Here is a 26398-nt window from a genome sequence, read left to right on the forward strand (position 1 = left end):
AATCTTTGCTATGGTTGATTACACTAATTCAGACAAATATGTCCATCTTTCAATTAACTTCTCTAACGTTTCATCTTGTACCGCAATTTCATCCATAATCTTTTGTGCTTTTTCAAAATCACTACCAATATTATTTAACTCTTCTTGAAGCGATTCTATTTTCTGCTCTGTCTGGGCTATTTTTTCATCGATTTCTTCCCATTCTTTTTTCTCCATGTAACTCATTTTTTTTGTTTTATTATTTACCCTTTTAGCTACACTAGGAGCAGTTTCCTTTATTTCTTTTCTGGCTTCTGCCTGTTTTATATCTAGATATTCACTGTACGTACCAAAAAAACGATTTATATTTCCATCACCATTAAAGATTAATAGCTGATCTGCCGTTTTGTCTAGATAATATCTATCATGTGAAACAGATATAACAACTCCCGGAAATTCCTCTAAATAGTCTTCTAATACGGTCAAGGTTTGCGTATCCAAATCATTAGTAGGCTCATCAAGCAGTAGTACATTTGGTTTCTCCATTAGAAGTCTTAATAAATATAATCTTCGTTTTTCTCCTCCGGATAATTTCCGAATCGGTGTTCCATGAGAATATAAGGGAAACAAAAATCTTTCTAGCATTTGCGCGGCTGATATCGTATCACCATCTTTAGTAATTACGGAATCTCCATATTCCCGAATATATTCAATCATTCTTTTCGATTCATCCATATCTTCGTTTTCTTGCTTATAATATGCGATTTTAACAGTCTGCCCTGTTATTATAGTTCCACCAGTTAAGGGAATGGATCCAGCTATGAGATTCATGAAAGTCGACTTCCCACTTCCATTTTTACCAATGATACCGATTCTGTCTCCAGGTTTTACAAGCCAGTTAAAGTCTTTTAAAATAACTCGTTCTCCAAAAGATTTGAAAGCATCTACGAATTCAAACACTTGCTTTCCAAGTCGGCTACCTTGAATAGCAAAATCAACATTCTCATTAGACTTAACTTTTCCTATAGAACCTTCTAGCTCTTCAAAACGATCGATTCTTGCTTTTTGCTTTGTAGATCTTGCCTTTGCACCACGTCTCATCCAGGCAAGTTCATTCCGGTAAAGATTCTTTCTTTTACTTTCTGCTGCTAGATTTTCTTCTTCTCTAATTGATTTTGCTTCGATGAAATCTTGATAATTACCTTTGTAAGAATAAAGCTTACCATGGTCTAATTCAAATATTCGATTAACCACAGAGTCTAAGAAATAACGGTCATGTGTTACAAGTAATACCGCACCAGGATATTTATTTAAATAATCCTCCAACCATTTAACGGATTCATAATCCAAATGATTGGTTGGTTCATCCAAAATTAGTAAATCAGGTGTTTCAATTAAAACCTGCGCTAAAGCAACTCGTTTTTTTTGACCCCCGGAAAGATTTCCAGTTTGTACGGAATAATCGAGTATCCCCAATTTGGTCAGAATTGTTTTGGCATTTGCATTTGCATCCCAAGCATTTTGAGCATCCATTTGTTTATGCAATGAGAATAATTGATCTTGCAAGTCTGCATTAGAAGGGTCCCTCTCCAATTTCATTAATAAAGTTTCATATGCTTTAAATAGTTGGATAATGGCTGCTTCTCCCTGGAAGACTTGCTCTAAGACCGTTAATTCAGGATTTAATTCCGGATTTTGTGATAAATATCCGATAGAATATTGATTTGGATGGATGATCTCTCCAGAATCAGTTTCATCCACTTTTGCTAAAATTTTAAGCAAACTTGATTTTCCTGTTCCGTTTACCCCAATAATTCCTATTCTTTCCTTTTCGCTTATGTGAAAAGAAATTTGGTTAAAAAGTTGTTTTTCACCATATGTTTTTGAAAGCCCTTCAACCGTTATTGACTTCATAATCACCGTTCCATTCTTTAAAAAACTGCTTTAAAAAGGTTTCTAAATATTGATGTCTTTCCAAAGCAATTTGTTTACCTGTATTTGTGAGCATTTTATCTTTTAATAATAACAATTTTTCATAAAAATGATGGACAGTCGAGGACTTACCTGTTCTATATTCTTGAATGGTCATATTTTCTCTGGAGTGTAAATTCGGATCGTAGAGAAGCTGCCCTTTTTTCCCACCATAAGCAAATGCCCTTGCAATTCCAATCGCACCGATGGCATCGAGACGATCCGCATCCCTTACGGCCATTTGTTCAAACGTATGTAATGTTGACTCATTACCGCCTTTAAAAGAAATGTTCTCAATTATATCAATTATTGCAGATGCTTGAGGAGTGGAAAGTGATAACGATTGTATGAAACTTCTTAATTTATTTTTCCCTTCCTCCAAAGAAGAATTTAATTTTTCATCTGATATATCATGAAGTAATGAGGCCATTTCAATCACAAAAAGATCCCCTTGGCCTTCACATTTTGCAATATATAAAGCCAACTTCCGAACTCGATCAATATGGTACCAATCATGTCCGGTTGAATCCATTCCCATTTCATGTTGAACAAAGCGTTCCGTTCTTTTAATAATTTGTTTCACTTGGTTCCTCTCCCCTTAACAACATTTTACCATGATTGTATATAAAAAAATATTTACGTGCTTTAAATTACAAATGCACCAAGCGCCTTGCATATCAGTGAACGGATATGCAAGGCGCCATGTGTTTTCTTACGATACATAATTTTTAATTTTCGGAAACACCTTTAATGCATTTTGAAAAAATACCTCTTCCCAATGTTCTTCTGGTATAAGTGACTTAATGAAATCAATATAGACTGCTATTGGAGCCAGTGGCCAGTCAGTGCCAAATAGCAATCTATCATAGTGATCGCAATAATCAAGTGCATGTTTCAAATGATTGAAAAATCGACTATTAAGTTTTGCTCTAAAATCGGCTTTCGTTCCTACTAACAGCCCTGATAAGTCAGCATACATATTGGAATTTTTGTAAACTACCTCTGCACCTGTCAATACCCAAGGATCTCCGAAATGAGCCATCATAAATCTTACATTACGATACCCTACAGCCACTTCATCTAGCGTTAGTGGGTGGGAATATTTCAAGAGACCTCTCTCCGAATACGTATCACCTGTATGGAACACAACTGGCAAATCATACTTTTCCGCCAACGCATAAACAGGATCATAAATTTTATCAAAAGCATAAAAAGGATAATATCCTAAATAAATTTTAATTCCTACTACATTCGACTTTTGAAGCTCTTTTTCCAAATTTATAAGTGATTTCTCATTTAATGTATAAGGATTAATACCCGCACAATACATAATGTTAGACGGAATGCTATCTTCTAGATCTAGCCCCATTGGAGTTCTTGCCTCAGGATTCGGAAAACCGGAACTCTCCGTTTCTGTTAAGCCCATCCCAACTCCTAAAATTACTCCTGTCTCTTCATATTCTTTGATAATTCCTTCATTGGAATAATCAACAAAGGAAAGTTTCTTTGCTGTATCACGGAATTCCTTTATATTCGATAAATGCATATGAGCGTCAATAATTTTCACATCTATGACTCCTAAAATTTTATTTTTCAAAAACATATGATTTAAAATAATCCGATTGCCCTTCCCTTATCATCAACATCCATGTTATAAGCTGCAGGACGTTTTGGAAGTCCAGGCATGGTCATAATGTCACCCGTGATGGCAACGATAAAGCCTGCACCAAGCTTTGGTTTTAATTCTCTAACATGGACAATAAAATCTCGCGGTCTTCCTAACTTACTTGGATCATCGGATAAAGAATATTGCGTCTTAGCCATACAAACAGGCAGTTTATCCCAGCCAAACTGTTTAAAATCATTTAATTGTTTTAATGCTTGTGCTGAAAAATCTACATCTTTTCCTCCATAAACCTGTTGGATAATAGTCCGTATTTTTTCCTCTAATGATGATTCCAATTTATATAACGGTTTAAATGCAGGATGACTATTCTCTATTACATCCAACACTTTTCGAGCCAACTCAATACCACCTTGCCCACCTTTCTCCCACACTTCCGTTAATGCCACAGAAATACCATTCTTTTCACACCAATTTTGCAAGAGAGAGATCTCTGATTTAGTATCAGAGGTGAAACGATTAATGGCAACCACAAAAGGCAAACCGAATCGTTCAACGGTTTCTACATGTTTTTTCAGATTTTCAAGGCCTGCTTCCAGCGCTGCCACATTTTCATCTGATAGCTCATTTTTAGCTACTCCCCCATGCATTTTTAGTGCTCTAATTGTTGCGACTATCACAACAGCGGAAGGTGTTAGCCCCGCTGATCTCGCCTTGATGTTTAAGAACTTTTCTGCTCCTAAATCTGCACCAAACCCTGATTCGGTAACAACATAATCTGCTAATTTCAGTGCTGTTTTTGTTGCCATAACACTGTTACACCCATGTGCAATATTTGCAAAAGGTCCACCGTGGACAAGTGCCGGAGTATGTTCAATCGTTTGTACTAAGTTTGGTTTAAGCGCTTCTTTTAATAATAAAGCCAGCGCTCCTTCCACTCCTAAATCACCGACGGTAACCGGCTGCTTATCATAATTATAAGCTATCACCATTTTTGATAATCGCAGCTTTAGATCTTGTAGGTCGCTTGCTAAACATAAGACCGCCATAATCTCAGAAGCTACCGTTATATCAAAACCATCTTCCCTCGGTACACCCTGACCTGGTCCACCAAGGCCAATCACAATCTCCCTCAAAGCACGATCATTCAAGTCTAAACATCTTTTCCAAACTATTCTTCTAGGGTCAATCTGCAGCTGATTTCCTTGTTGAATATGGTTATCCATTAACGCAGCAAGTGCATTGTTTGCCGTTGTTATGGCATGTATATCACCGGTAAAGTGAAGATTTATATCCTCCATTGGCAGTACCTGAGAATACCCCCCACCAGTAGCGCCACCTTTCATTCCCATAGTAGGACCTAAGGATGGCTCCCGAAGTGCTATCATTACTTTTTTGCCAATAGAATGCAAAGCATCACTTAGTCCTACGGTAACAGTAGATTTCCCTTCTCCAGCAGGAGTAGGATTAATGGAAGTGACGAGAATCAACTTCCCATCTGTATTCGTTTGTACATTATGTATTTTTTCAAAAGAAATCTTAGCTTTATACTTACCGTAAAAATCTAGGTCATCTTCTGTTAAACCAATTTTTTTCGCAATATCCTTAATAGGCAATAACGTGGATTGTTGAGCAATTTCAATATCCGATTTTACCATTTTGTTCGTACTCATTTTCTATTTTCCTCCAGTATACGATTTAATCGACTTTGTTTTATATTTACCCCTAGCGCTACCCCTTTGAATCATTCGAGAAATAAACTTCTTCATAAGGCTGTACAACTACAAATCCATTACCAGAAAATTTCATTTGTATAGATTCCCCGCTCCCACGTCCGAGAAATGTTTTAAATGACATATCGGTTATAAAGTCCGGTTTTAATTGTCCAGACCAAGCTACCGTCGCATTTGGATCCGTAAAAACTGGATTATCAGGTGTAACCAATAATGTTAAAGGCTCGTAATGAGAGGTAATAGCGATTCTACCTGACCCTTCCAGTCTCACATTAAAAATTCCACCCGCTAGCATTCCTGCAATCCGTTTCATTAGTTTTATATCCCATTCGATGCTTTGTTCAAAAGCTAATAAATTGTTCCCGTTCACAATGATAGCATCCTCTTTCAAATGGAGAATGGAAATTTTTTTGCCTTGATCTGCAATATACAATTTCCCATTTCCTGTTGCTTTCATTAATGATGTCCCTTCCCCTGTTAATGCCTTTTTAAACAGTCTGCCAAGACCATGTTCAAGAATTCCCTCACGTTCAAATTTGATATTGCCGCGATAAGAAACCATAGACCCAGCCTTTGCCCATACTTGACCATTTAAATTGATTTCAAGAAGCCTCGGTGTTTCTAGTTCAAATAAGCCTTGATGCTTATCCTCTTGCAATGTCTTTTGGATAAACTCTTCTATCGAATATCTTGAATCCTCCATTATTTATCACCTCTATTAGTTGTTTTTTTAAAAATAAATAGAGTGATAAAACTTAGTGCCTGCTTTAGCTCATTCGAAAGCTCCTTTAGATGATTTTCTGTAACGCCACGTTTATAAACCTTTGATTCGGCTACCTTTTCCCAACCATGTTTCATCGCTAGTTTTTCAAATTCCCAAGGCATCATTGTATTACATATCGCTTCCTTGCCTTCTAATCTTGGGAAACTATTCATTCTAGGCATTGCTGTCGGTCCTAAAATACCAAAACACCCATAGCCATCAATTGTTAATATTCTTTTCATTTCATCAAGTGCTTCTAGCGGTCTCTCTATCCATTCTAAAGAATTAATGGCCATTACACTGTTAAATTCACCGTCCTTAAATGGGGTTTTTAGTAAACTGCCTTGAACAAAGGTCACATCATCGTTTTCATAGTTTTTGGCTAGTGCAACCATTTTATCGGAAATATCCATTCCTACTACTTTATATCCTTTCTTACTCAATAAAAAAGAACCATATCCATCGCCACAGCCTAAATCAGCAACCCGTCCTTTAGGTATGTGTTTGGTGAAAAATGGAATAATTTCTCTTCTGCTGCCATGTAACCACATATTTTGAGATTTGGAATGCCAGTTTTCCGCATTTTGATCCCAACTTCTCTTGGTTTCTTGTTCCCATGAAAATGAATTCACTTAATTCCCCCCTTAATTCACAAATCTCTTATAAAATATTAAATATTTATGTTTGAATTCCCTCTAATTTAACCAAAATATTATTATCCTTTCATTTTCATCACATCTTTATCCTCTATCTTTGTGATGAATAAATGGAATATCATAAGCAAGGGAGTAATTTAAATGGAACACATTATCAAGGTTCAACGAAATTATAAAGGTGAAATTATTAGTTTCGAAACATCGGAGGGAAGAATCATTTCCTACCGAAAGGCACTTATGGAAACAGAAGATGGCATAATCGAAGGTACAAATATTGACTGGAATCATGATGGAAATGTCTATTTATATAATAGTGATGAAAATGATAAAAACTTCTCAAATTATCCTCCGATATATTAAAACCATATAAAAAAAGAACCATCAAAGTTTGAACTATACCCCCGGATACTGGACACTGATAAAAAAAGTGCCCAATATCCGGGGTTTTTATGTTTAAATAGATTTAATGAATATGGGCGGAGGATTACTATGAGTAAGAATATATAAAATGAATTTCAAATCAAAGAACTTGAGAAGAATCCTAATATTTCGAGTGTTTCCGACCGGTAAATCTCTTACAGTCCGGAATTTAAGATGAAAACAGTAACAGAGTATAAAAGTGGTAAAACTCTATCCCAAATCTTTATTGAACATGGTTTCGATTTAGAGATGATTGGGAAGGAACAGCCTAAGCGTTGCCTAAAACGCTGGCGAGATACTTTTCGGAAATTTGGAGAGGAAGGTTTCCTTACAGAACGTCGTGGCAAAGGGAGTACGGGACGCCCTTCTTCAAAAGAGCTTTCTATAGAAGATAAACTTAGAAAGGCAGAGCCAAGGATTAAGTTTCTTGAGGCAGAGAATGATTTCTTAAAAAAGCTAGAGGAGTTAGAAAGGCAGGCGGTGAAGAAAAAACAATCCTAACTACAGATGAGAAGTATACTTTAATCGAGAAAACTATTAGAACACATCAGTTAAAGAAGTCTGTATCCTACCTATGTGAACGGGCTGGTATAAGCAGAAGTGGCTACTATGATTGATTGAATGCTTCACCAATACGTGCACATCGTGACGAACAGGATGAAATGGACATAAAGTTAATCCAAGAAGTCTTCTTAAACAAAAAAGAAAAGATAGGCGCTCTCCAAATTAAAATGATTATGGAGAATGATTATTCAGTTGTCATGAATCATAAGAAAATTAGGCGTCTGATGGCAAAGTATAATCTTGAAACAAAGGTTAGAAAAGCAAATCCTTATCGAAAGATGGCAAAGGCAACTCAGGAACATTTAACTTGCCCTAATCTTCTTAGCCGGGAGTTCGTTCAAGAGGAGCCAGGGAAAGTCCTGCTTACAGACATTACATATCTCTATTATGGAAAAGGCCAAAAAGCATATCTCTCTTGTGTAAAGAACGGATCTACAAGAGAAATTGTTGCTTATCACCTGTCCACATCCTTAACAATGGATATCGTTTATGAGACTTTAAAAAAACTAAAACAAGCTATTGGCCATCATTTTCATCCAGAAGCCATATTACATTCTGATCAAGGCTTCCACTATACTCACCCCTTGTTCCAAAGTAAAGTAAAAAAGCTTGGTCTAACACAATCCATGTCCCGAAAGGGAAATTGTTGGTACAATGCACCGATGGAAAGCTTCTTTGGTCACTTTAAGGATTTGGCAGATTATAAATCACTTGATAATTTAAAAGATGTTAAAAGTGAAGTAGATCGAGTAATCGAGGAGTATAACAATTATCGTTACCAATGGGGATTGAATAAAATGACCCCGGTACAATACCGGAGTCATCAAATATCTGCTTAGCACTTTTTTTAAACTGTCCGTAAACTGGGTTACAGTTCAGTTTTGAAGGTTCTTTTCTTTTTTATAACTCTTCTTCATTTTTCTCTTGTAATACTTTTAATGCTGTAACCCGTTCTGGATTTTCCTCAAAAAACTGTACTAAATCACCGATTCTATCGATAGAATTCCAGCTTAAATGATGTTCAATTCCTTCAACGTCCTGATAAATGTTTTCCTCTTTAACACCGATTATTTGAAGAAATTTTTCTAATAGATCATGACGATCTACTAATCGTTTTCCAATTTTCTTACCTTTCGATGTTAATACTAAGCCACGGTATTTTTCATATACTAAATAATCATCTTTATCTAGCTTTTGTACCATTTTTGTTACCGAGGAGGGATGGACAGAAAGAGCTTCTGCAATATCTGATACACGTGCATAACCTTTACTTTCAATCAATAAATAAATTTGTTCTATATAATCTTCCATACTTGGTGTTGGCATCCCTAAACCCCCATTATGTAAGGCACTTTTCTTCAGCATTACTATTTTCAAAATGTAAACTATTTAATTCATCTTCCTACCAACTATATAATGAAACTTTATGAAAAGATGCCTAAAACTTAAACATATTAAAATTTTCCACTATGTGAAAAGCAAATGAATAAAACGAAGTGTGTACATTCTATTTAATAACTCATCATACAAATTTTACTATAGATATTTTAATTAAACAAGAAAACATCCAATTCTTAAACGAAGCAAGGAGTTTTGTTTCTTTTTCCTCCTATTCTGAAAAAATAAAAAATTTACCTAAACTTTCTTGACTCCCTAATTCTGTTGGTGTATATTTATTTTAACATTAAACTTATTATATCGCCTGATTCCATTAGATTATGCAATATATGCGTTTGATGTTACATTTTTTCTTGGCACTATGTGCTTTAAAGATTTAGGAGGATTAAGAAACATGCAAAACGGTAAAGTAAAATGGTTTAACAACGAAAAAGGCTTTGGATTTATTGAAGTTGAAGGCGGAGACGATGTATTCGTACACTTCACAGCTATTCAAGGTGAAGGTTTTAAAACGTTAGAAGAAGGCCAAGAAGTTTCTTTTGAAATCGTTGAAGGAAACCGCGGACCACAAGCTGCTAACGTAACTAAATTATCTTAATTATAAAATGAACAAGGCTGGCATTTTAATATGTCAGCCTTTTATTGTTCATTTACTTATGTTTACAAAAAACTAGGTCAGTCTTTTTCCAACTTCCTTTAATTTCTCACCTATCGTGCACTTTTCAATACAAAAACGATGGGCATATGTCTTACTATGTTCCTTTTGTAAGGTAGATTTTATAAAGCACCCTTCACAATAATATTCTATGATAGAATCAACTTCCTGCAAGAGTTTTTTCCTTTCCATTCAATCTCTTCCTTTTATAGCTATTTTCTATAATGGTGTTCTAATTTGGCAACTAACAACAATGTTTAAGAAAATAGCCTAAATAAATTAGTTTATCTTTAAATGACTAGAAATATCCTTCCCTTCCAGTGCTTGTGAGGCTAGCTGATCTGCCTCTTTATTATCCTTACGTGAAATTGGCATGTAAGTAGGTTTTATTCCAAGTACTTTTAACTTTTCCTCTATCCTATCTAGCCAATCATTTAATACCTTCTCAAAGCACGGCCACTCTCCAGATAATTGTTTTAGAACACCTTGAGAATCCCCTTTGATTATGCAGGGCACGTGATGAGCTTGTATTTCCTCCAATAAAGCAACAGCATTATACAATGCAATATACTCTGCTTCATTATTGGTTTGAATCGAATCGATTTTTGCATTTTGCCGATATCTAAATTTCTCTGTACCGATTTGGTAATAAAGAACCATGCCAATCCCCGCGGTTCCAGATTGTCGATCAAATCCTCCGTCAAAATATATCGTACAATTGCTGGGTTCTTTTTTTACTTGGTCTTTTAACTTTAAGTATTCTTTTTTAGTCCATTCCGTTCCCATTTCATCTATTATCATCAAGTCCTTTACACGTCCAGTATTATAAATATCATCCAAAGATCTATCCAATAATTCTTGGGATATCCAATCGGATTCAAAAGGTATTTCGGCTGTTTTTGCACCTCGGTACAGCCATTTAATTTTCACTTTCATATCATAGCACCTCATAAGATGAAATTAAAACGATTTACTTTTTAACATTCATTATACCAATAATCGTATACAGCAATTCCATGATATTGTAAGTTTTTTGCGGTAAATTTTCGTGTAAACTTTTATTATAAAATATAACAAGTTTATAAAAATTATGATATTCTAACTGATATGCACTGTATAAAAGGAAAAATTGATAACTATATATAATTAGTAGCTTTCACCCTTACAATGAAGGAGAATGACCATTGATTGAGGTATATATTGATGGAGCAAGTGCCGGCGATCCTGGTGACAGTGGTGCTGGTGTCTTTATTAAAGTAAATGGCAAGGTGGAACGATATGCTATTCCACTTGGGCAAAAAAACAATCATGAAGCAGAGTATTTAGCTTTAATTAAGAGTTTGGAAATTTGCATTAAAAATGGATTTAAAATAATTTCGGTCCGTTCTGATTCAAAGGCAGTCGTTCAAGCAGTTGAGAAAGAATTTGCTAAAAAAGAACCATATCGGTCACTGCTTGAAGAAGCACTGAAATTAACAAAACAATTAGATTTATTTTTTATCAAATGGGTTCCTAGTTCAGAAAATAAAACAGCTGATGAACTCGCAAGAAAAGCAATACGTTTGAATAAAAAAGAGGGATTACAGCATGAGTAAAAGATTTTGGGCAGAATTTGGCTTATTGCTTGTTGCATTCATTTGGGGCACTACTTTTGTAGTTGTTCAAAATGCTATAGAATTTTTGCCTCCGCTTACGTTCAATGCGGTACGTTTTTTTATCGCAGGCATTATCCTTTTTATTATCTATCTACTACAAGAAAAAGGGAAAATAACAGCTACAGGAAGACAACTACTTCCGGGGATTTTGCTTGGTATATGTTTATTTGTCGGTTATGCTTTTCAAACAATGGGACTTATGTATACTACCCCCTCAAAAGCTGGTTTTATCACGGGATTAAGTGTAGTCATGGTACCATTATTAACCTTTCTAATCTATAAAAACCATCCGACACCAAAAACAATAATGGGTTCTATTGGGGCTGCCTTGGGGCTATATTTACTAGCTGCCAAAAATAGCACTGGTCTTTCCATTGGGGATGGCTTGGTTCTTATTTGTGCCTTCGGATTTGCTTTTCATATTATTTTAACAGACCATGTTACAAAAAAAGTTCCTGTCTTGTTGTTAACAACTGTGCAAATTTTCACCGTAGCTCTATTATGTGCGATTAGTGCCATAGTATTTGAAAACTGGAAGGTGGTACTGCAATCCAGCCATATATTTTCCAACACAACCATAATGGCGATAATTATAACTGCGGTATTAGGAACAGCATTTGCCTTTTTTATGCAAATGAACGCACAAAGATTTACCTCTCCGACAAGAGTGGGGATTATTTTAACAATGGAACCTGTTTTCGCAGCTATCACATCCTTTATCACCATAAACGAAAGATTATCTTTTTATGGTATCATCGGTTGTATTTTAATCTTTTTCGGAATGATCATCAGCGAACTTCCTATTGAAAAAACAATTCCTTTTTCTTTCTTAAAGAAACGATTTTTAGACAGAAAATTGTAGAACAAAAAAAGAGGTGTTTTTTCACCTCTTTTTATATTGTCAATAAACCAATCTTCTCAGCATATTTAAATGCATGATTTCTGGAATGAATATTATTATGTTTTAACGATTCTAGTAATGAAATATAGAAGCTTCCATCAAATTCTTTTTGTGTTTTTAATGTAATTTCGATTGCGGCTTTTATGATGGAGTCACTTGCAGCTGTGTATTGTTTTCCAAAATAGATAAAGCCAATAACATCATCGGCAAATTTAAAGCCTTTTCTGCGAAGATCCAATAAAAAATCATCTAATGGTAATTCTTTTTTTTTCAAATACTCTCCCTCACTAACCTGTCACCTAGAAGTAATCCCCTTATTCACCTTTTTTATTTTACAATATTTTTATTTGCATGACTATATAGCTGATTATGAAAATCCTTTAAATTAATATAACTGAATAATTACATTAGAAAATTGGGGATTCTAGTAAAATGGAGGTGAGGGAAGTGACGAAAAAAAATAATAATCGTGGAACAAAGGCTCCAGGAGTTACCCCGCAAGGATATGGCCAGGATACAGAATTTGCAGCCAATGATCCAAAATCCAAGCTGGAAAATGCAGCGAAAAAGAGCAATACAAAATAAGTAAAAATGCACCAAAGTGCCTTGCCCATCAACGCACAAACTCGCAGGGGCTTCGATAAAGATAATGGAACCCCGTAAGGTTATTTCTCGAGTGAAATGGGCACTTTATTTTCTGCTGATGTTGACCCAAGACATGGAAGTCTCCTAGTCGATGTCCTGCTTGCGTTAGAAAAAATAAGAGCAATCGCATTTTGTGATTGCTCTTACCATTAGGCTTGTCTTGCAAGATTTGCCCACTTACTTTGAATTAGATGTCTTCGGATACTTTTTAATTCTAAATCATCAATATAGGATAGAAATTCGGGCGCTATATCCGTTATAACAGATTCCTCCAAGGAAAATGTTAATGGTACATCACATTTTATTTCAGCTAACTCTCGGGACATATGAAGCATCTCGAGATCCTCTTCAATTTTTTTCTTTTGAGTTGGGGTCAATTGTGAAAGATTTTGAAGCAACTCTTGAATTGTCCCATATTGTTGGATTAGCTTTAAGGCAGTTTTTTCACCAATTCCCTTAACCCCAGGATATCCATCACTTGTATCACCCATCAAAGCTTTTACATCAATGAATTGCAACGGTGAAATTCCATACTCTTCATAAAATATATTCGGCGAGTATGTTTTATAATTCCCAAATCCTTTTTGAATGATATTTACTTGTATTTGATGATCAACAAGCTGCAAGAGATCCTTATCTCCTGTTAAGATAGAGACCGGAATATCATTTTGCACCGATTTCGCAATCGTTCCAATGCAATCGTCCGCTTCAAAACCAACAACCCCAATATTAGGTATGTTGAAAGCCGTTACGACATCCTTCACTAAATCAAACTGAGGTATTAATTCAACAGGCGGTGCTTGCCTATTTGCTTTATACCCATCAAACTTTTCGTTTCGGAACGTTTTGCTACCCATGTCCCAACAAACAACTGCATGGGTGGGGGTCATTTCTTCTATAGCGGTAAGTAAATGTCTCATAAAGCCTTGTACGGCATTAGTAGGCATCCCTTTAGAATTAATCATATATTGACCAGTAACACTTGTAGCATAAAAAGCACGAAATAAAAGTGCCATGCCGTCTACCAGTAATAAATGTGATGAGTTTCTCAATTGATCACCTCAGGCTATTTTGTTTTCCTTTTCCATTATAACATGGATTCCTTTAGAAATATTCTATTCGCCTAATTCTACAGAATTTTCCTCGTATGAAATCCAATCCGAATAACTACCTGCATATAATTTTACATTCTTAAAGCCCGCCTCTTTTAAAGCAATGAAATTTGGGGTTGCGGTTATTCCTGACCCACAATAAACAATAATTGGTGTTTCCATTTTAATATGGGCGAATCTTTCTCTTTGTTTTTCAACTGACTTCCAGCAACCATTGGAAAACCCATCTTCCCATTCAATATTAATCGCACCAGGAATATGGCCAGGCTTTTTATCAATTGGTTCTTCTAGCCCTAAATAACGATTTCTTGCTCGTGAATCTATTAATATCGCAGTTTGACTTGAGATATTTTCTTTTACGTCTTCATAGGATGCCAATAAGTTATGTTGAATATTCATGGTGAAAGATGTTTTATTGAAAGTAGGCACTGCTTGAGAAACAATATTTCCATTTTGAATCCATTTTGTATAGCCGCCATCTAAAATAAAGATATTTGTATGTCCTAAATATGATAACAACCACCAAAAACGTCCTGCAAATGAACCTTCTCCATTGTCATATACAATAACCGTAGTGGTTGAATCGATACCAGCACTCTCTATTTTCTCTTGCAATTGAACTAAATCAGGAAGAGGATGCCTCCCCCCATGTTCGGATAGTTCTCCCGACAAATCATCTTCCAAATAAAAAAAAACAGCCCCGGGTATATGATTATTCTGATATGCTTCCCATCCAGCTTGTGGTTTTCCTAATGTAAACCGGCAATCTACTACCCTAACATTAGCATCTGTAAGATGTTCGACTAACCATTCCTGACTTTTAATGTATTTCATCCCATCCCACTCCTCTTTCACTCATTTACTACCAAGTTATTCTAAGATTCTTTATCTATGTTATTATCACTTTTTAACGGAGTTGCTTGTCGTCTTTCTTTTTCGATTAACCTAAGAACATGTTCCTTCGGAGTCCAGCAATTAAATTGATAACTAGGTTTAGTATCATACCCTAAACGTTCACACTTATATTTCATATTTCCATCCATCCTAAATGCGTGAAAATGAATGCAAGTTGCACAAGCATGAAATCTGCTGCCTTTCATCCCCATCCCCCCGTAACAACAATGTTACTTTGCAAGTTTTTCCCGTATAGCCGTCCATTCCTCTAGATCGATTTTTTCATGGAGAACAGCGAGCATTGCTTTAAATTGTTCATTTATGTCTTCATGTATATGGTGAAGCAATCCTGTAAATTCTTGCTCCACAAATGGATTAAAATATTCCTCCAGCCTTAATTTCTGCTCTTCTAAATAAAGGTCCGCAAGCGGTTTTAATAATTGCTGAAGTTCTTCCTCCATTAATTTCTTTTCATTTTTTTCAAAAAATGATTTTGCATTTTTAAAATACTTAAATGTCTTTTCTAATTGAGTGCGGTCTATATTGATAAAAGCAGATGGAAATTCCAATGTCGGGATAGAACCAATTTCATAATCTGATACCGTTATGGTTGATTGGAATTTGGCTATTTGTTCTTTAAATTGATCAAGTCTTTTTTGGAATAAATCTTTTAAATAATTTTCTATTCTTAATGATGTAGCACGCATTTCTTGTGCAAAATCATACCCTAAGCTTTCTAAAAGTTCACTCAGAGCTTTGTTCAATGATGATTTTTCATTATTTTGTAATGTTGCAGGGTTAAAGGATTCCTTAAAGAAGTCACTGAATCGATAAAATGTTCTTTGATTAACATAAAACAATAGCTCCTGCAGTTCTTGTTTTAGCTTGGTTAAAATGATTGTAGGTTTGGATTGTTTCAATTGCTCTTCGATTTTTTCCTGGTTTAACACTAATTGTTTTCTTCTGTTTTCCTTTTCTTCTTGACTTTCAAGAGCTGTTTCAATTAGCTGATCAATCATCTTTATTGCTCTTTGAACTTCATTGTATGCTGCTTGAATACTCATTCTCATAAGATCATTAGATAAGAATGCTTCAAAAGATTTTTTAAATTCTACAATCCCTGAGTCTTGCTTTTCTTTTTGTAGCGCAAGTAAACTGGAAACTCCAAATAGTTTAGGAAATCGGATACCATATTGGGTTAATTGATCATGAACATAGCTCTTGACATCATTTAATTCTTCTTCTGAGTCTGCAAGATCGATAGCATTTACAATAAAAAACATTTTATCTAGCTCGAAAGCATCTTTTACTCGCCCTAACTGAATTAAAAATTCCCTATCTGCTTTTGAAAAAGCATGATTATAGTAAGTTACGAACAGGACTGCATCGGAATTTTTGATATATTCAAAGGCTACACCTGTATGTCTAGCATTAATGGAATCTGCTCCAGGTGTATCTACCAGGGTTATCCCTTGTCTTGTCAGCTCACTATCAAAATATAGATCAATGGATTCTACAAAGCATGATTGTGACTCATTTGCCACAAATCCCTTGAATTCTTCCAAACCGACCATAATATCTTGACCCAGTTTATCTTGATAGACTTCATATCCTTTTAAGAAAGCGTGTAAAAATGATAGATGAATTTTCTGACGAGCTTCTTTTGTCTCGTGAATTTGAGAAATAATACTACCCGCTTCATCTAAACTTTCACATACAGCATTAAACTCCTTTAAGGATTTTTGAATATCGTCTAGTAAGTGTATTTTGCTTTTCAAATGGATTACTGCTGTTCCATGTAAGTGTTCCTGAGTAGGAGGACAAATTCGATTGATAGCCGCTGTCGTTGGATTTGGAGAAACCGGCAACACTTTTTCTCCAATAAGCGCATTAGCAAATGATGATTTCCCGGCACTGAATGCCCCAAATAACGCAATAGTAAACTGTTTATTTTCAATTCTTGCTTTCTTTGATAAGATATGATCGGTTATCCGTGCAAAACCTGGTTTATTTTTTAACAAATCTGCCGTTTGCTGCAATTTAGGAACAATTAATTCTGCTGAATAGCTATCTTCTTCACCTATTTTTGTATCATCCAACGTTGTGCTAATTTTTTGTTGTACTTTTTCTGATGTCTTTTCCTTCCCTTGTTCTTTATCATACACTCGGAACACCGTTTCCTCTTTTTTCCACTCCTGTTGAATATCCTGATATATCTCTCGAACATCAGCTATTGGTGTATAGACCTTCTCTTCTTTTACATTCCTCATTACCGATAATTCTCGAAGCCTTCTTATCGCATCTGTGTATTTTTTCACATTGCTCCACTCACCAGAAAGTGTATCACGTTCATTTTGAATGACATACTCCAATTGTTGTTGAACATTCAATTTAAACTTTTCCAATTCTTGATGTGCTAATTTTTTTAAAGAATCCGCAACTTCTTCACAATAATGGAGGACGTATTCACCTGACATTCTAGCCCCTTTTCTAACCAAATCTTTTAATAAACTAGTTTCAAAGTGAATGGATAAATTTTGAGCAGCTAACTGCAATTCATCATTCTCCAGTTTTGCTGTTTTTAAGATTCTTCCTGCGAATTCTCTTGTATGCCATACTAACCCTGATTCTACTTGTGTATTTAATTGCTTAAAAAACTCCTCTAATCTTTTTACCCTTTCTTCTTCCGTTTTTTTCTTACTAAATAATAGTCCCATTTTGAAATCAGGCTGGGCAGATTCTACGTATGCCTTCGCTAACTCCCTTATTTCAAACGGCATTAAATAGGCATTCTTAAGTATTTTGGTTCTCTCTTCATCAAATGATTTACTCCAACTTTCTAGCTGAGCATCCAATTCCTTCATTTTCTCATGGAGATTTTGTTCTTTAGCCAATAAAGACTGCTTTTCATTAATAGACAAGTCCTTTAAGAATTCTTTATCATTAGCTGCCTTTTCTTCCTCTTGTTCTTCCAACCATTTAAAATGTTCTTGAATTAATAGATTAACCGCTGATTGAATAGAAGATGAGAGGCGGCTTTCTTTTTGTTCCAATACCTCATTAACAAGCGACTTCACTTTTACATATTCATTGTGGTCGTTTTTTCCATCTTTTAGTGTTGTATAAAAAATTCCATTTGGATGAACATTCCATGCGGAAAAAGATTCTTCTACCGATCGTTTAAAATCGGCAAACGATAATTCCTCGTCCTTATGCTTATCAATTTGATTAATAATTAAATAAAGCTCTACTCCATGCTGCAGCAATTCTTTTGTATATAGAAAGTTCAATTCCGATTGTACATGGTTATAGTCCATCACATAAAAAACGATATCAGCTAAATGAATAGCAGACTCCGTTGATATACGATGTGCATCATCAGTGGAATCCACTCCCGGTGTATCCATGATAATCACTTGATCTGGAAGATCTGTTTGTTTCTTTCCAATTTCAATTTCTGTGACATTTCCATTTTTGCAAAATTCTTTCACTGTTTGAAAATTGTATGGAGCTTCGAATAAATATGGCGCTTCATCTTTATAAAAAACTTTTGCATAATCAGTAGCGGTTTTATGAATCTTAACTAAATTTGCGCTGGTTGGAATTGGGCTTGAGGGTAAAAGCTTTTCCCCAAGTAAAGTGTTGATCATCGTTGACTTACCTGCGGAAAAATGACCGCAAAATGCGATTATGAAATCATGGTTGTTTATTTTTTTCAATAATTTCTCCGATTTCTCAACTCTTTCACTATCACCATTTTCCTTAAAGCGTTCATATAAACTAACTAGTTGATTGATAGCTTCTGTGGTGTTGCCTATTTCGATTGTTTTTGTTTTTATCATGTTGGTACAAACTCCCCAAAAGTAATATATTTCAATACTTTTATTGTAACGGATTTTCTCTTGTTTCCCAATATAAAAAAACGTTTATCAGAAATAGATAAACGCCTGGCACAAGTTTATTTCTTTTTTATTCTAAATAATAATTGGCTTTCCACCTTTTGCTCTTCCAAATAATTCGTATATAAACCGAGCATTTTTTCTTCAGCAGGTATTCTTACAGCTAAAATAAACTGATTTAAAATAAAAAACGCACTTAATGTGTAATATGCTTGGAACATAAACGGAATAATAAATAACTCCAGGGTTACAATTATATAATTGGGATGCTTAAACCACCGATACGGACCTTTTTTGACTATAGTAGTATTCGGCAACACAAGTATTTTAGTATTCCAAAATCGCCCCAATGCTGTGATCACCCAAATTCTTCCGACCTGAGTTAGCCCAAATAGGACAAGGAATATCCACCAATTCGAAATCATTGTTCTTTTAAGCCCGTATACCTCTATTACTAAAGACAAGAAAAAGCAAGCATGAATAAACACCATGATTTTATAATGATTTCTTCCCGCTTCTATAGCTCCTTGCTTTTTAATCCAAATTTCATTTTTCTTGGCTATCCATAGTTCGACCAAACGCTGAATGATGACAATGCTAATAAAAATTATTAAAAACAATGACTAATCCCACCTTAATAGTAGTTGTTCTGAGCTAAATCCTGGGCCAAGAGCCATAGCGAGACCCCATTCCTGAGATTGAATTTCTCTTTCCAAGATTCTTTTTAAAACATAAAAGATGGTTACAGATGACATATTTCCATATTTTTTTAATACAAACCTAGTATCATTGGTTAACTCCTCTTCTAAACCCAGTGCTTGAACATATGCATCTATGACTTTCTTACCACCGGGATGTGCAATTAAATGTTGGATATTCTCTACCTTTAGTTGATAACCGGCTAGAAATTCTTGAACTTTTGGCTGCAACCATTTCCTTACAATCATTGGAATATCTTTTGAAAAAATAACATGTAATCCGTCGTTTTTAATATCCCAGCCCATGACATCTAACGAATCCTTAAACAGTATGGATTGTGTTCCAATTATGGAGGGAAGCGAGGAAACAGTTGGAAGTTGTACGTCTGCTTCATCCCCAACTAATAATGTACATGCAGCACCATCAGCAAATAATGAACTGCCAATTAAGTTACTTTTTGTAAGATCATTTTTTTGAAAAGTTAAACTGCAAAGTTCAATCGATAATAACAGAATCTTCGCTTTTGGAAATGCTAGACAATACTCGAATGCTCTTGATAGTCCTGCTGCACCTCCGACACATCCCAATCCCCAAATAGGAATTCGTTTTACATCCCACCGGAAAGGTAACTTATTCATTATTCTCGCTTCCAAGCTTGGCGTCGCTAGGCCTGTTGTGCATATAGTAAAAATTGCCTCTATTTCCTGATAGTCTATTCCTTTATTATGAAGACAATTTTCAATTGCTGCGATTCCCAATTTTTCTGCCATTTCAATAAAAAGGCTATTTTTTTCAGCAAATGAATGTTCTTCACCATACCAATCAATGTTTTTTACAAAATAGCGTGATTCAATTTCTGCATTTTGAAAAACGGATAATAATCGCTCTATATCTCGGAAACCACTTGAAAATAACTTTTTTGCAAAGAGCATGGCATCTTTTTGAGGAATAATGTTTTCAGGAATCCCAAGCCCTACAGAAAATATTTTTGGCATATCTAAAATTCTCCTTCTTTCTATATAAGGATATGTTTTCCATTAAATGAAATGTTATGTAGATACCCTATGAAGAAAAAGTAAGAGAAATAAAAAATGCTCCATATTAGGAGCAAAATTGTTTTGAAGGAGTTGCTGTGCATTTCCAATTATATACGCGATATTACCCAGTAAGAAAGACCTAAATTATTTCCAGCAAACTAATTTTTCGAAAAATTACTCTCTTCTAAAAACAAAATATGTTAGTATGTTTTTATGATAAAATTCAGGGGGTTACGGCATGACAAATAGTAAAAAAATAACAGCCGTATTAAATGGGACTATTGAATCTATTCATTCTGTCTTGCCAATCCAAGTGGAATTCCAACAACCAACACTGTTTAATTCTCCTTATAGCCAGCATACCATTGGGGTTTTGATTGGGGTTACGGGAGATATTAAAGGAAGAATCATTATAGATGGGGAAGTAGAAGTTTTCTCCAAAATTGGAGAAGTAATGTTTGGGATGCCGGTAATGGGAGAAATGCTTGAAAGCTTTGCCGGTGAGTTAGGTAATATGATAGCTGGAAATATTTCAACACAAATTTCGAATAAAGGATTTTTAATTGATATTACCCCTCCTACTGTAATTGTTGGGCATTCTAAGATTTCAAGTTTTTCCAAGGCGATACGCCTTCCGATACAAATGGGGGAAATTGGAGAAATCAACATCATTTTATTGATAGAGCAATAGAGAAAAGCGCCGCTTTTGGCGCCTTTCTTTGATTAAAATCCTTGAATGGTCATTCCGCCATCTACAAAGATTGTTTGTCCATTCATATATTTACTTGCTTCTGATGCCAAAAATACTGCTGGGCCAACTAACTCCTCTAATTCCCCAACTCTTTTCATCGGAGTAACAGCCAATATATCTTTTACATACTCTTTATCCTGCAACAATTTTTCCGTTAAGGGTGTTTTGAAATACCATGGACCAATTGCATTCACATTAATATTATATTTTCCCCATTCAAGAGCCAACACCTTGGTCATTTGAATTAATGCTGCCTTTGTAGCGGCATAAGCCACACCAGTTCTTAATGCTACATGCCCGCCTACTGAGGTAATGGTAATAATCTTACCTGCTTTCTTTTCTTTCATATGTCTTCCAACCTCTTGTGAAAACATAAAGGCTGATTTCAAGTTTGTATCCATAATTTGCTGCCATTCTTCATCTGTTACATCGAGTGCCTTCGACCTGATATTCATTCCTGCATTATTTACTAATATATCAATACTTCCTGTCTCATTAATAATTTGCTCAATTGCTGATTTTACTTGTTCCCTCTTTGTAACGTCTGCTTTCACAATATAAGATTTTTGGCCTAATTTCTCAATTTCTGCAGCAGTTGATTGTAAATCCGCTTCCGTGCGAGCAATCACCCCGACATCTGCACCAGCCTCTGCCATTCCGATTGCAATAGCCCGTCCTATTCCTCTTCCAGCACCAGTCACAATCACTGTTTTACCTTCAAGGCTAAAAGATGGTAAATACAATTCCTACACTTCCCTTCTGTTATAAGTAAATTATGTATTTTTTAATAATTTATAAGATGATTGTATCATAAAATAGCGCTAATCCTTAGAAAGTGTAACAATTCAGCCATTATTTTAATACAATAAAATAAATATGTTAAAGTGAGTGACAGCACAATGGAGAAATATTATTGCGATCATTGCAGAACACTATCTGACACAGCTGGAAAATGTGAAAGTTGCGGAAGGGATATAAATAAAAAGATTGAAATTGAGGTCCAGTACCAAACAAACGTATGGGCTTTGCCAAAAAGGCAGTGAACAAGTAAGATTTTCTAAGCTTGTATAGAAATTCAGTAAAAAAGAGACCTATTGGTCTCTTTTTTTACTGAATTTCTAAAGGTAAATCGTATACCTTTGTATATTTATCTTTTAAATAATCGATTAAATATTTTGCATTTAAACCTTCACCTGTAACATCTTGCAAAATTTCAAGTGGTTTCTTTAATTTTCCATACTGATGAATGTTTTTAGTAAGCCACTCGCGAATTGGCGATAAATTTCCTTCTGCTAATAATTCATCAAAGTTAGGTATAGCTTTTAGCATGCTATTCTTAAATTGTGCTGCGTACATATATCCAAGTGCATAGGAAGGAAAATACCCGAAATCTCCACCCGACCAATGCACGTCCTGAAGAACCCCTTCTCTGTCATTAGCAGGACGAATTCCTAAATATTCTTCGTATTTATCATTCCAAATTTGCGGTAAATCCTTTACTTCAATCTCATCATTAAACAAACCCTTTTCGATTTCGTAACGAATGATAATATGAAGTGGATATGTTAACATATCCGCTTCTATTCTAATAAAGGATGGTTTAGACTCATTAATAGCCCTATAAAAATCTTGCAGCGAAACGGTATCATATTCCCCATTAGCATATTCCTTCAATAAATCATAATTATGCTTCCAGAATGAAAAATCACGACCAACAAAATTTTCATAAAAAAGGGATTGTGATTCATGTATTCCCATAGAAGTTCCACTGCACAACGGAGTTCCAATCAAATCTTTGGATATATTTTGTTCATAAAGCGCATGACCACCTTCATGAATAGTGCCAAAAACCGCAGTTCTCCAGTCGTTTTCGTCATATCTTGTAGTAACCCGCACATCCCCCGGGTTTAAACCGGTTGCAAAGGGGTGTATTGTCTCGTCTAATCTTCCGGATTTAAAATTGTAACCCATTTGATCTAGTATTTTCAAGCTGAAATCCTTTTGTTTTTGCTTAGGAAAGGACTCAAATAAGAACGAAGTCTCCGGTTTATTTGGAGAGTCAGCAATCTTTTGTACCAGCGAGACAATAGCATCTCTCACTTCGCCAAATACTTTATCCAAGACCTCCACTGTTATCCCAGGTTCATACATATCTAATAATGTATTATATTTATTACCTTCGTATCCCCAATACTCAACAAATTTCTTCTTATATTCCACGATTTTCTCTAAATAAGGCTGAAACATTGCGAAATCAGCTTTTGCTCTTGCTTCCTCCCAAACACTTTCCGCCTTTGACTGTAATACAACATATTCCTGATATTCCTTTGCAGGAATCTTTTTATTTAAGTCGTAGTTTTTCTTGCATTCCTCTAATGTTTTCTTTGTAATTTCAGATAATTCTTCAGATACACCTGATAAACTAGCAATATAAGCAGCCATTTCTTCTGAAGTGGACATTTTAAATAGTTCAGATGAGAGTACCCCTATAACCTCTGAGCGTTGTTCCACTCCGTTTTTCGGTGCGCCAGTTCGTAAATCCCAAAAAATTAAACCTAGTGCTTCCCCGTATGCCTGCATTTTTTTTACATAATCCAAGAATTCCTTTTCAATTTCACTTATATGGTCACTCATGTATGTACCTCCAATTTAAAATTCCGGCTCTTTCATTTTATCATATTGTTCTGAAAAGGGAGAACAATTAGTTTCGCAAAAAAACTTTATATAAAATAGAGCAATCATTTTATATAAAGTTTTTTAAAGTAGAGTGACGATATGGATGATGTTTTCCAATAACAAAGTTAGTTGGTTGTATAAAATTTTCATCATAAAAAAAACCCTCCCCATTAATTGGAGAAGGTTGCTTCCACAGGCAAAATAGCCTTAATATATTCCATTATAATTTCATTTTCTGCTTTCTTTAACCACAGTTGGATGTTTCCGCTATCGCTGGAGCTACGGATTAGCCGTCCAATCCCCTGCTTTAATCGCAATAACATATAAGGAAGATCCACATCATAAAATGAGTTGTCACTATTTTTTCGCTTTGCTTCAAACACAGGATCATGCGGAGGAAAAGGTAATTCATTAATGATTACATTCGACAACGATGGTCCTGGTATGTCCAACCCTTCCCATAAGTGATACGAACATAGGACGGTTTCTTCATTATTCTGGAACTGTTCAACGAGCCTACTTATTTCTCCATCACCTTCAAAAATAATGGGGAAAGGAATATCATTTTTTTGTTGTATATATTTTTTAAACTCTAGCATGGTTTCATTTGTATTAAACAGAATTAATGTTTTACCATTTGCTATTTTAATAGAATTAACATATTCAGCCCATTTATGTACTTTAGGGTAATGATCCTCAATATGAATAGAAATATTCATTTGTTGAGAATAGTCAAATGGGGATTCTACCCTTAAAGATAAATATTCATTGATACCAAGACTTTTGCAAATATAAGAGAAGTCCCCTTCATTTGAAAGTGTCGCCGAAGAGAAAATATAAGGTATATTCTTAGAGAATACCTCTTCACGTAGGATTTCTTCTACTAATCTTGGCATTATAACTAGTGTATGGTAATTATCGGTCATTTCAAACCATGCAATCCCGTTTTTATCCTGAATAAATAATTTTAAAGAATATAATATTTGCTCCAGATACTCTTCCACAATTCGTAGGTCATATTCATTTAATACAAACAATTCACTTTCATATACAAATTGCTCTGTTAACTGATTAATTAAATGATACAGTGTTCTAGCACTATCCATTAATTCATCGGTTTTATTGATTTCGTATCTCTCTGATCCTCGTACCTTTATAGCTTTCCGGCTAATGAAATGAAATAATTTTTCACTTTCATATAAGACATTTTCCATCATATATAGAGTTTCCTCACGAACATCATTGCTCATCAATCTATTCAATAATGTTTCGAGAGTTTCTGAAGTAAATTTGTATGTTAACGCTTTTTGACATGCATATTCCAATAAATGTCCTTCATCAAAGATAACGCAGCTTACTTCCGGAAGCAGAGGTCTTTGCCCCTCTCGTTTCCTAGAATCTTTCGTCCATATATGCTCCATATAAAAATCATGCGAACAAACTATTATATCAGCGGCATCGCGATAATATTCTCTGTGCAATGTCTGTCCACAACGATGCCTCAACTCACAGGAAAGACAATCCTGAAGAGAATCCCATGCAATACTTTTCCATTCATCTTCCGTTAAGAAAGGATAGTCTTTTCGATCACCATACTTTTCAAACTTTTGCATGGATCCCTGGCTTTGCACAAAGCGAGGGAGAGTATCATAAACGGATGATATTCCTTCGGTAGCTTTTTTTCCTACCTCCAGATCTAATTTCTTCAGACATAAATATTGGTCCCTTGCTTTAGCTAGCCTCACATCGATTTCTAATTCAAGTGCATCTTCTATTTTTTTTATGTCTCCTTCTTTTTTAACAAGCTGCTCTATTAACGATTCATCCGCACATGCTATGAGGGCAGGCTTCCCTGTATATCTTGCATAGCATAAAGCATATAATAAATACACAATTGTCTTTCCTGTGCCTACACCAGCTTCTGCAAACATTATTTTTTTTTCTTTAAATGCCTTTTCTAATTGGAATGCCATATATATTTGCTCATCACGTAATTCAAAACCTTTTTCGGGGAGTAAATCATAAAAGACATCTCCAATCCAGTCCCCTAAACGATCATAAAACGAATCTGTTTTCGTAAGTAAAAATGGTAATGGTTGTTTCATCCTATCCTCCAACACCTTTATATGTTAATTGTCTATTATAAGCTTCCATCAGCAAATGAAAACGCAAGTGCAAACTTACACTCGCGTTCATAATGCTGGTCTGTCTTTTTCCAATGTGTACATAATTGCATCATTCAATGTTTCTTTTGCTTCCATTAAATGTTGTAACGCCAAACCAGACGGTGGTTCTTGAGCACTTACCGCATCATAGGTTTGCTTCAGTGCTTTTGAAATGGCTTCGAAGTCTAAAGTATCTTTCAT

26 protein-coding genes and 1 pseudogene are annotated in these 26398 nt (G+C 35.1%); 7 read left to right on the forward strand and 20 right to left on the reverse strand.

The annotated features are described in order from the left end of the window. Window positions 1-18 precede the first annotated feature (18 nt). The 6 genes from CWO92_RS05565 to CWO92_RS05590 all read right to left on the reverse strand — a co-directional run bounded on the left by CWO92_RS05565 (window position 19) and on the right by CWO92_RS05590 (window position 6702). Window positions 19-1893, reverse strand: coding sequence for an ABC-F family ATP-binding cassette domain-containing protein (locus tag CWO92_RS05565; RefSeq protein WP_101353214.1), 1875 nt, complete (start codon window positions 1891-1893; stop codon window positions 19-21). Then, window positions 1874-2488, reverse strand: coding sequence for an HD domain-containing protein (locus CWO92_RS05570; protein WP_101353509.1), 615 nt, complete (start codon window positions 2486-2488; stop codon window positions 1874-1876). The genes CWO92_RS05565 and CWO92_RS05570 overlap by 20 nt, the downstream gene beginning before the upstream one ends. 174 nt (window positions 2489-2662) lie before the next feature. Next, on the reverse strand, window positions 2663-3517 hold the full coding sequence (locus CWO92_RS05575) for an amidohydrolase family protein (protein WP_101353215.1): 855 nt from the start codon (window positions 3515-3517) through the stop codon (window positions 2663-2665). 41 nt (window positions 3518-3558) lie between these two features. Further along, entirely contained in the window at window positions 3559-5247 is a 1689-nt protein-coding gene (locus CWO92_RS05580; RefSeq protein WP_101353216.1) for a formate--tetrahydrofolate ligase, read from the reverse strand. A gap of 58 nt (window positions 5248-5305) precedes the next feature. After that, window positions 5306-6010: an AIM24 family protein gene (locus CWO92_RS05585; protein ID WP_101353217.1), complete on the reverse strand. Its 705-nt coding sequence runs from the start codon at window positions 6008-6010 to the stop codon at window positions 5306-5308. Then, window positions 6010-6702, reverse strand: coding sequence for a class I SAM-dependent methyltransferase (locus tag CWO92_RS05590; RefSeq protein WP_101353218.1), 693 nt, complete (start codon window positions 6700-6702; stop codon window positions 6010-6012). Before CWO92_RS05590 ends, CWO92_RS05585 begins: the two co-directional genes overlap by 1 nt. Before the next feature lie 165 nt (window positions 6703-6867). Here CWO92_RS05590 and CWO92_RS05595 point away from each other — a divergent pair, with 165 nt between their 5' ends. Both CWO92_RS05595 and CWO92_RS05600 read left to right on the forward strand, forming a co-directional pair. Then, window positions 6868-7086, forward strand: a complete 219-nt coding sequence (locus CWO92_RS05595; protein WP_101353219.1) for a DUF3892 domain-containing protein — start codon at window positions 6868-6870, stop codon at window positions 7084-7086. A 159-nt stretch (window positions 7087-7245) separates the two neighbouring features. Beyond that, window positions 7246-8549: pseudogene (locus CWO92_RS05600) on the forward strand (IS3 family transposase). A gap of 61 nt (window positions 8550-8610) precedes the next feature. Here the strand turns inward: CWO92_RS05600 and mntR are convergent. After that, window positions 8611-9036, reverse strand: a complete 426-nt coding sequence (gene mntR / locus CWO92_RS05605; protein ID WP_101353220.1) for a transcriptional regulator MntR — start codon at window positions 9034-9036, stop codon at window positions 8611-8613. 466 nt (window positions 9037-9502) lie between these two features. Here mntR and cspD point away from each other — a divergent pair, with 466 nt between their 5' ends. Further along, the gene (gene cspD, locus CWO92_RS05610) at window positions 9503-9706 is read left to right on the forward strand and encodes a cold-shock protein CspD (protein ID WP_055739493.1); all 204 of its coding nucleotides are present in this window, start codon (window positions 9503-9505) and stop codon (window positions 9704-9706) included. A 72-nt stretch (window positions 9707-9778) separates the two neighbouring features. Here cspD and CWO92_RS05615 read toward each other — a convergent pair whose 3' ends face one another. Beyond that, complete coding sequence (locus CWO92_RS05615; protein WP_101353221.1) at window positions 9779-9955, reverse strand: zinc-finger domain-containing protein; 177 nt, start codon at window positions 9953-9955, stop codon at window positions 9779-9781. An 87-nt stretch (window positions 9956-10042) separates the two neighbouring features. Beyond that, window positions 10043-10699, reverse strand: coding sequence for a reverse transcriptase-like protein (locus tag CWO92_RS05620; protein ID WP_101353222.1), 657 nt, complete (start codon window positions 10697-10699; stop codon window positions 10043-10045). Between the two features lie 248 nt (window positions 10700-10947). Between CWO92_RS05620 and CWO92_RS05625 the strand changes: the two genes are divergently transcribed. Both CWO92_RS05625 and CWO92_RS05630 read left to right on the forward strand, forming a co-directional pair. Beyond that, entirely contained in the window at window positions 10948-11358 is a 411-nt protein-coding gene (locus tag CWO92_RS05625) for a reverse transcriptase-like protein (RefSeq protein WP_101353223.1), read from the forward strand. Beyond that, window positions 11351-12280, forward strand: coding sequence for a DMT family transporter (locus CWO92_RS05630; RefSeq protein WP_101353224.1), 930 nt, complete (start codon window positions 11351-11353; stop codon window positions 12278-12280). The genes CWO92_RS05625 and CWO92_RS05630 overlap by 8 nt, the downstream gene beginning before the upstream one ends. Window positions 12281-12311: 31 nt before the next feature. Here CWO92_RS05630 and CWO92_RS05635 read toward each other — a convergent pair whose 3' ends face one another. Further along, window positions 12312-12593: a DUF6123 family protein gene (locus tag CWO92_RS05635; protein ID WP_101353225.1), complete on the reverse strand. Its 282-nt coding sequence runs from the start codon at window positions 12591-12593 to the stop codon at window positions 12312-12314. A 158-nt stretch (window positions 12594-12751) separates the two neighbouring features. Here CWO92_RS05635 and sspL point away from each other — a divergent pair, with 158 nt between their 5' ends. Next, window positions 12752-12904 (forward strand): small, acid-soluble spore protein L, encoded by a 153-nt coding sequence (gene sspL / locus CWO92_RS05640; protein WP_101353226.1) that lies wholly within the window; start codon window positions 12752-12754, stop codon window positions 12902-12904. A 209-nt stretch (window positions 12905-13113) separates the two neighbouring features. Here the strand turns inward: sspL and CWO92_RS05645 are convergent, their stop codons facing one another. The 6 genes from CWO92_RS05645 to CWO92_RS05670 form a co-directional block, all read right to left on the reverse strand. Beyond that, a complete protein-coding gene (locus CWO92_RS05645; RefSeq protein ID WP_101353227.1) occupies window positions 13114-14016 on the reverse strand; it encodes a 5'-3' exonuclease in 903 nt (300 codons plus the stop codon). Window positions 14017-14079: 63 nt separating this feature from the next. Further along, window positions 14080-14910 (reverse strand): sulfurtransferase, encoded by an 831-nt coding sequence (locus CWO92_RS05650; protein WP_101353228.1) that lies wholly within the window; start codon window positions 14908-14910, stop codon window positions 14080-14082. Between the two features lie 41 nt (window positions 14911-14951). Beyond that, complete coding sequence (locus CWO92_RS05655; RefSeq protein ID WP_101353229.1) at window positions 14952-15176, reverse strand: hypothetical protein; 225 nt, start codon at window positions 15174-15176, stop codon at window positions 14952-14954. 24 nt (window positions 15177-15200) lie between these two features. Further along, window positions 15201-18812: a dynamin family protein gene (locus tag CWO92_RS05660; protein WP_101353230.1), complete on the reverse strand. Its 3612-nt coding sequence runs from the start codon at window positions 18810-18812 to the stop codon at window positions 15201-15203. A gap of 116 nt (window positions 18813-18928) precedes the next feature. Further along, window positions 18929-19489 carry an isoprenylcysteine carboxyl methyltransferase family protein gene (locus CWO92_RS05665; protein WP_101353231.1) on the reverse strand — a complete coding sequence of 187 codons (561 nt, stop codon included), beginning with the start codon at window positions 19487-19489 and terminating at the stop codon, window positions 18929-18931. Window positions 19490-19492: 3 nt separating this feature from the next. Further along, window positions 19493-20563 (reverse strand): type III polyketide synthase, encoded by a 1071-nt coding sequence (locus tag CWO92_RS05670; protein WP_101353232.1) that lies wholly within the window; start codon window positions 20561-20563, stop codon window positions 19493-19495. A gap of 280 nt (window positions 20564-20843) precedes the next feature. Between CWO92_RS05670 and CWO92_RS05675 the strand changes: the two genes are divergently transcribed. Continuing rightward, window positions 20844-21296: a chemotaxis protein CheX gene (locus tag CWO92_RS05675; RefSeq protein WP_101353233.1), complete on the forward strand. Its 453-nt coding sequence runs from the start codon at window positions 20844-20846 to the stop codon at window positions 21294-21296. A 32-nt stretch (window positions 21297-21328) separates the two neighbouring features. On the opposite strand, the gene CWO92_RS05680 is transcribed toward CWO92_RS05675, so the two are convergent. The 4 genes from CWO92_RS05680 to CWO92_RS25245 all read right to left on the reverse strand — a co-directional run bounded on the left by CWO92_RS05680 (window position 21329) and on the right by CWO92_RS25245 (window position 26398). Further along, window positions 21329-22099: an SDR family NAD(P)-dependent oxidoreductase gene (locus CWO92_RS05680; RefSeq protein WP_101353234.1), complete on the reverse strand. Its 771-nt coding sequence runs from the start codon at window positions 22097-22099 to the stop codon at window positions 21329-21331. Window positions 22100-22463: 364 nt separating this feature from the next. Beyond that, window positions 22464-23990, reverse strand: a complete 1527-nt coding sequence (locus CWO92_RS05685; protein WP_101353235.1) for a carboxypeptidase M32 — start codon at window positions 23988-23990, stop codon at window positions 22464-22466. A gap of 212 nt (window positions 23991-24202) precedes the next feature. Next, on the reverse strand, window positions 24203-26137 hold the full coding sequence (locus tag CWO92_RS05690; protein WP_101353236.1) for an ATP-dependent DNA helicase: 1935 nt from the start codon (window positions 26135-26137) through the stop codon (window positions 24203-24205). Between the two features lie 87 nt (window positions 26138-26224). Next, window positions 26225-26398, reverse strand: a complete 174-nt coding sequence (locus CWO92_RS25245; protein ID WP_158176025.1) for a hypothetical protein — start codon at window positions 26396-26398, stop codon at window positions 26225-26227.

Source organism: Heyndrickxia camelliae (assembly GCF_002844575.1).
GTDB classification, from domain to species: Bacteria; Bacillota; Bacilli; order Bacillales; family Bacillaceae_C; genus Margalitia; species Margalitia camelliae.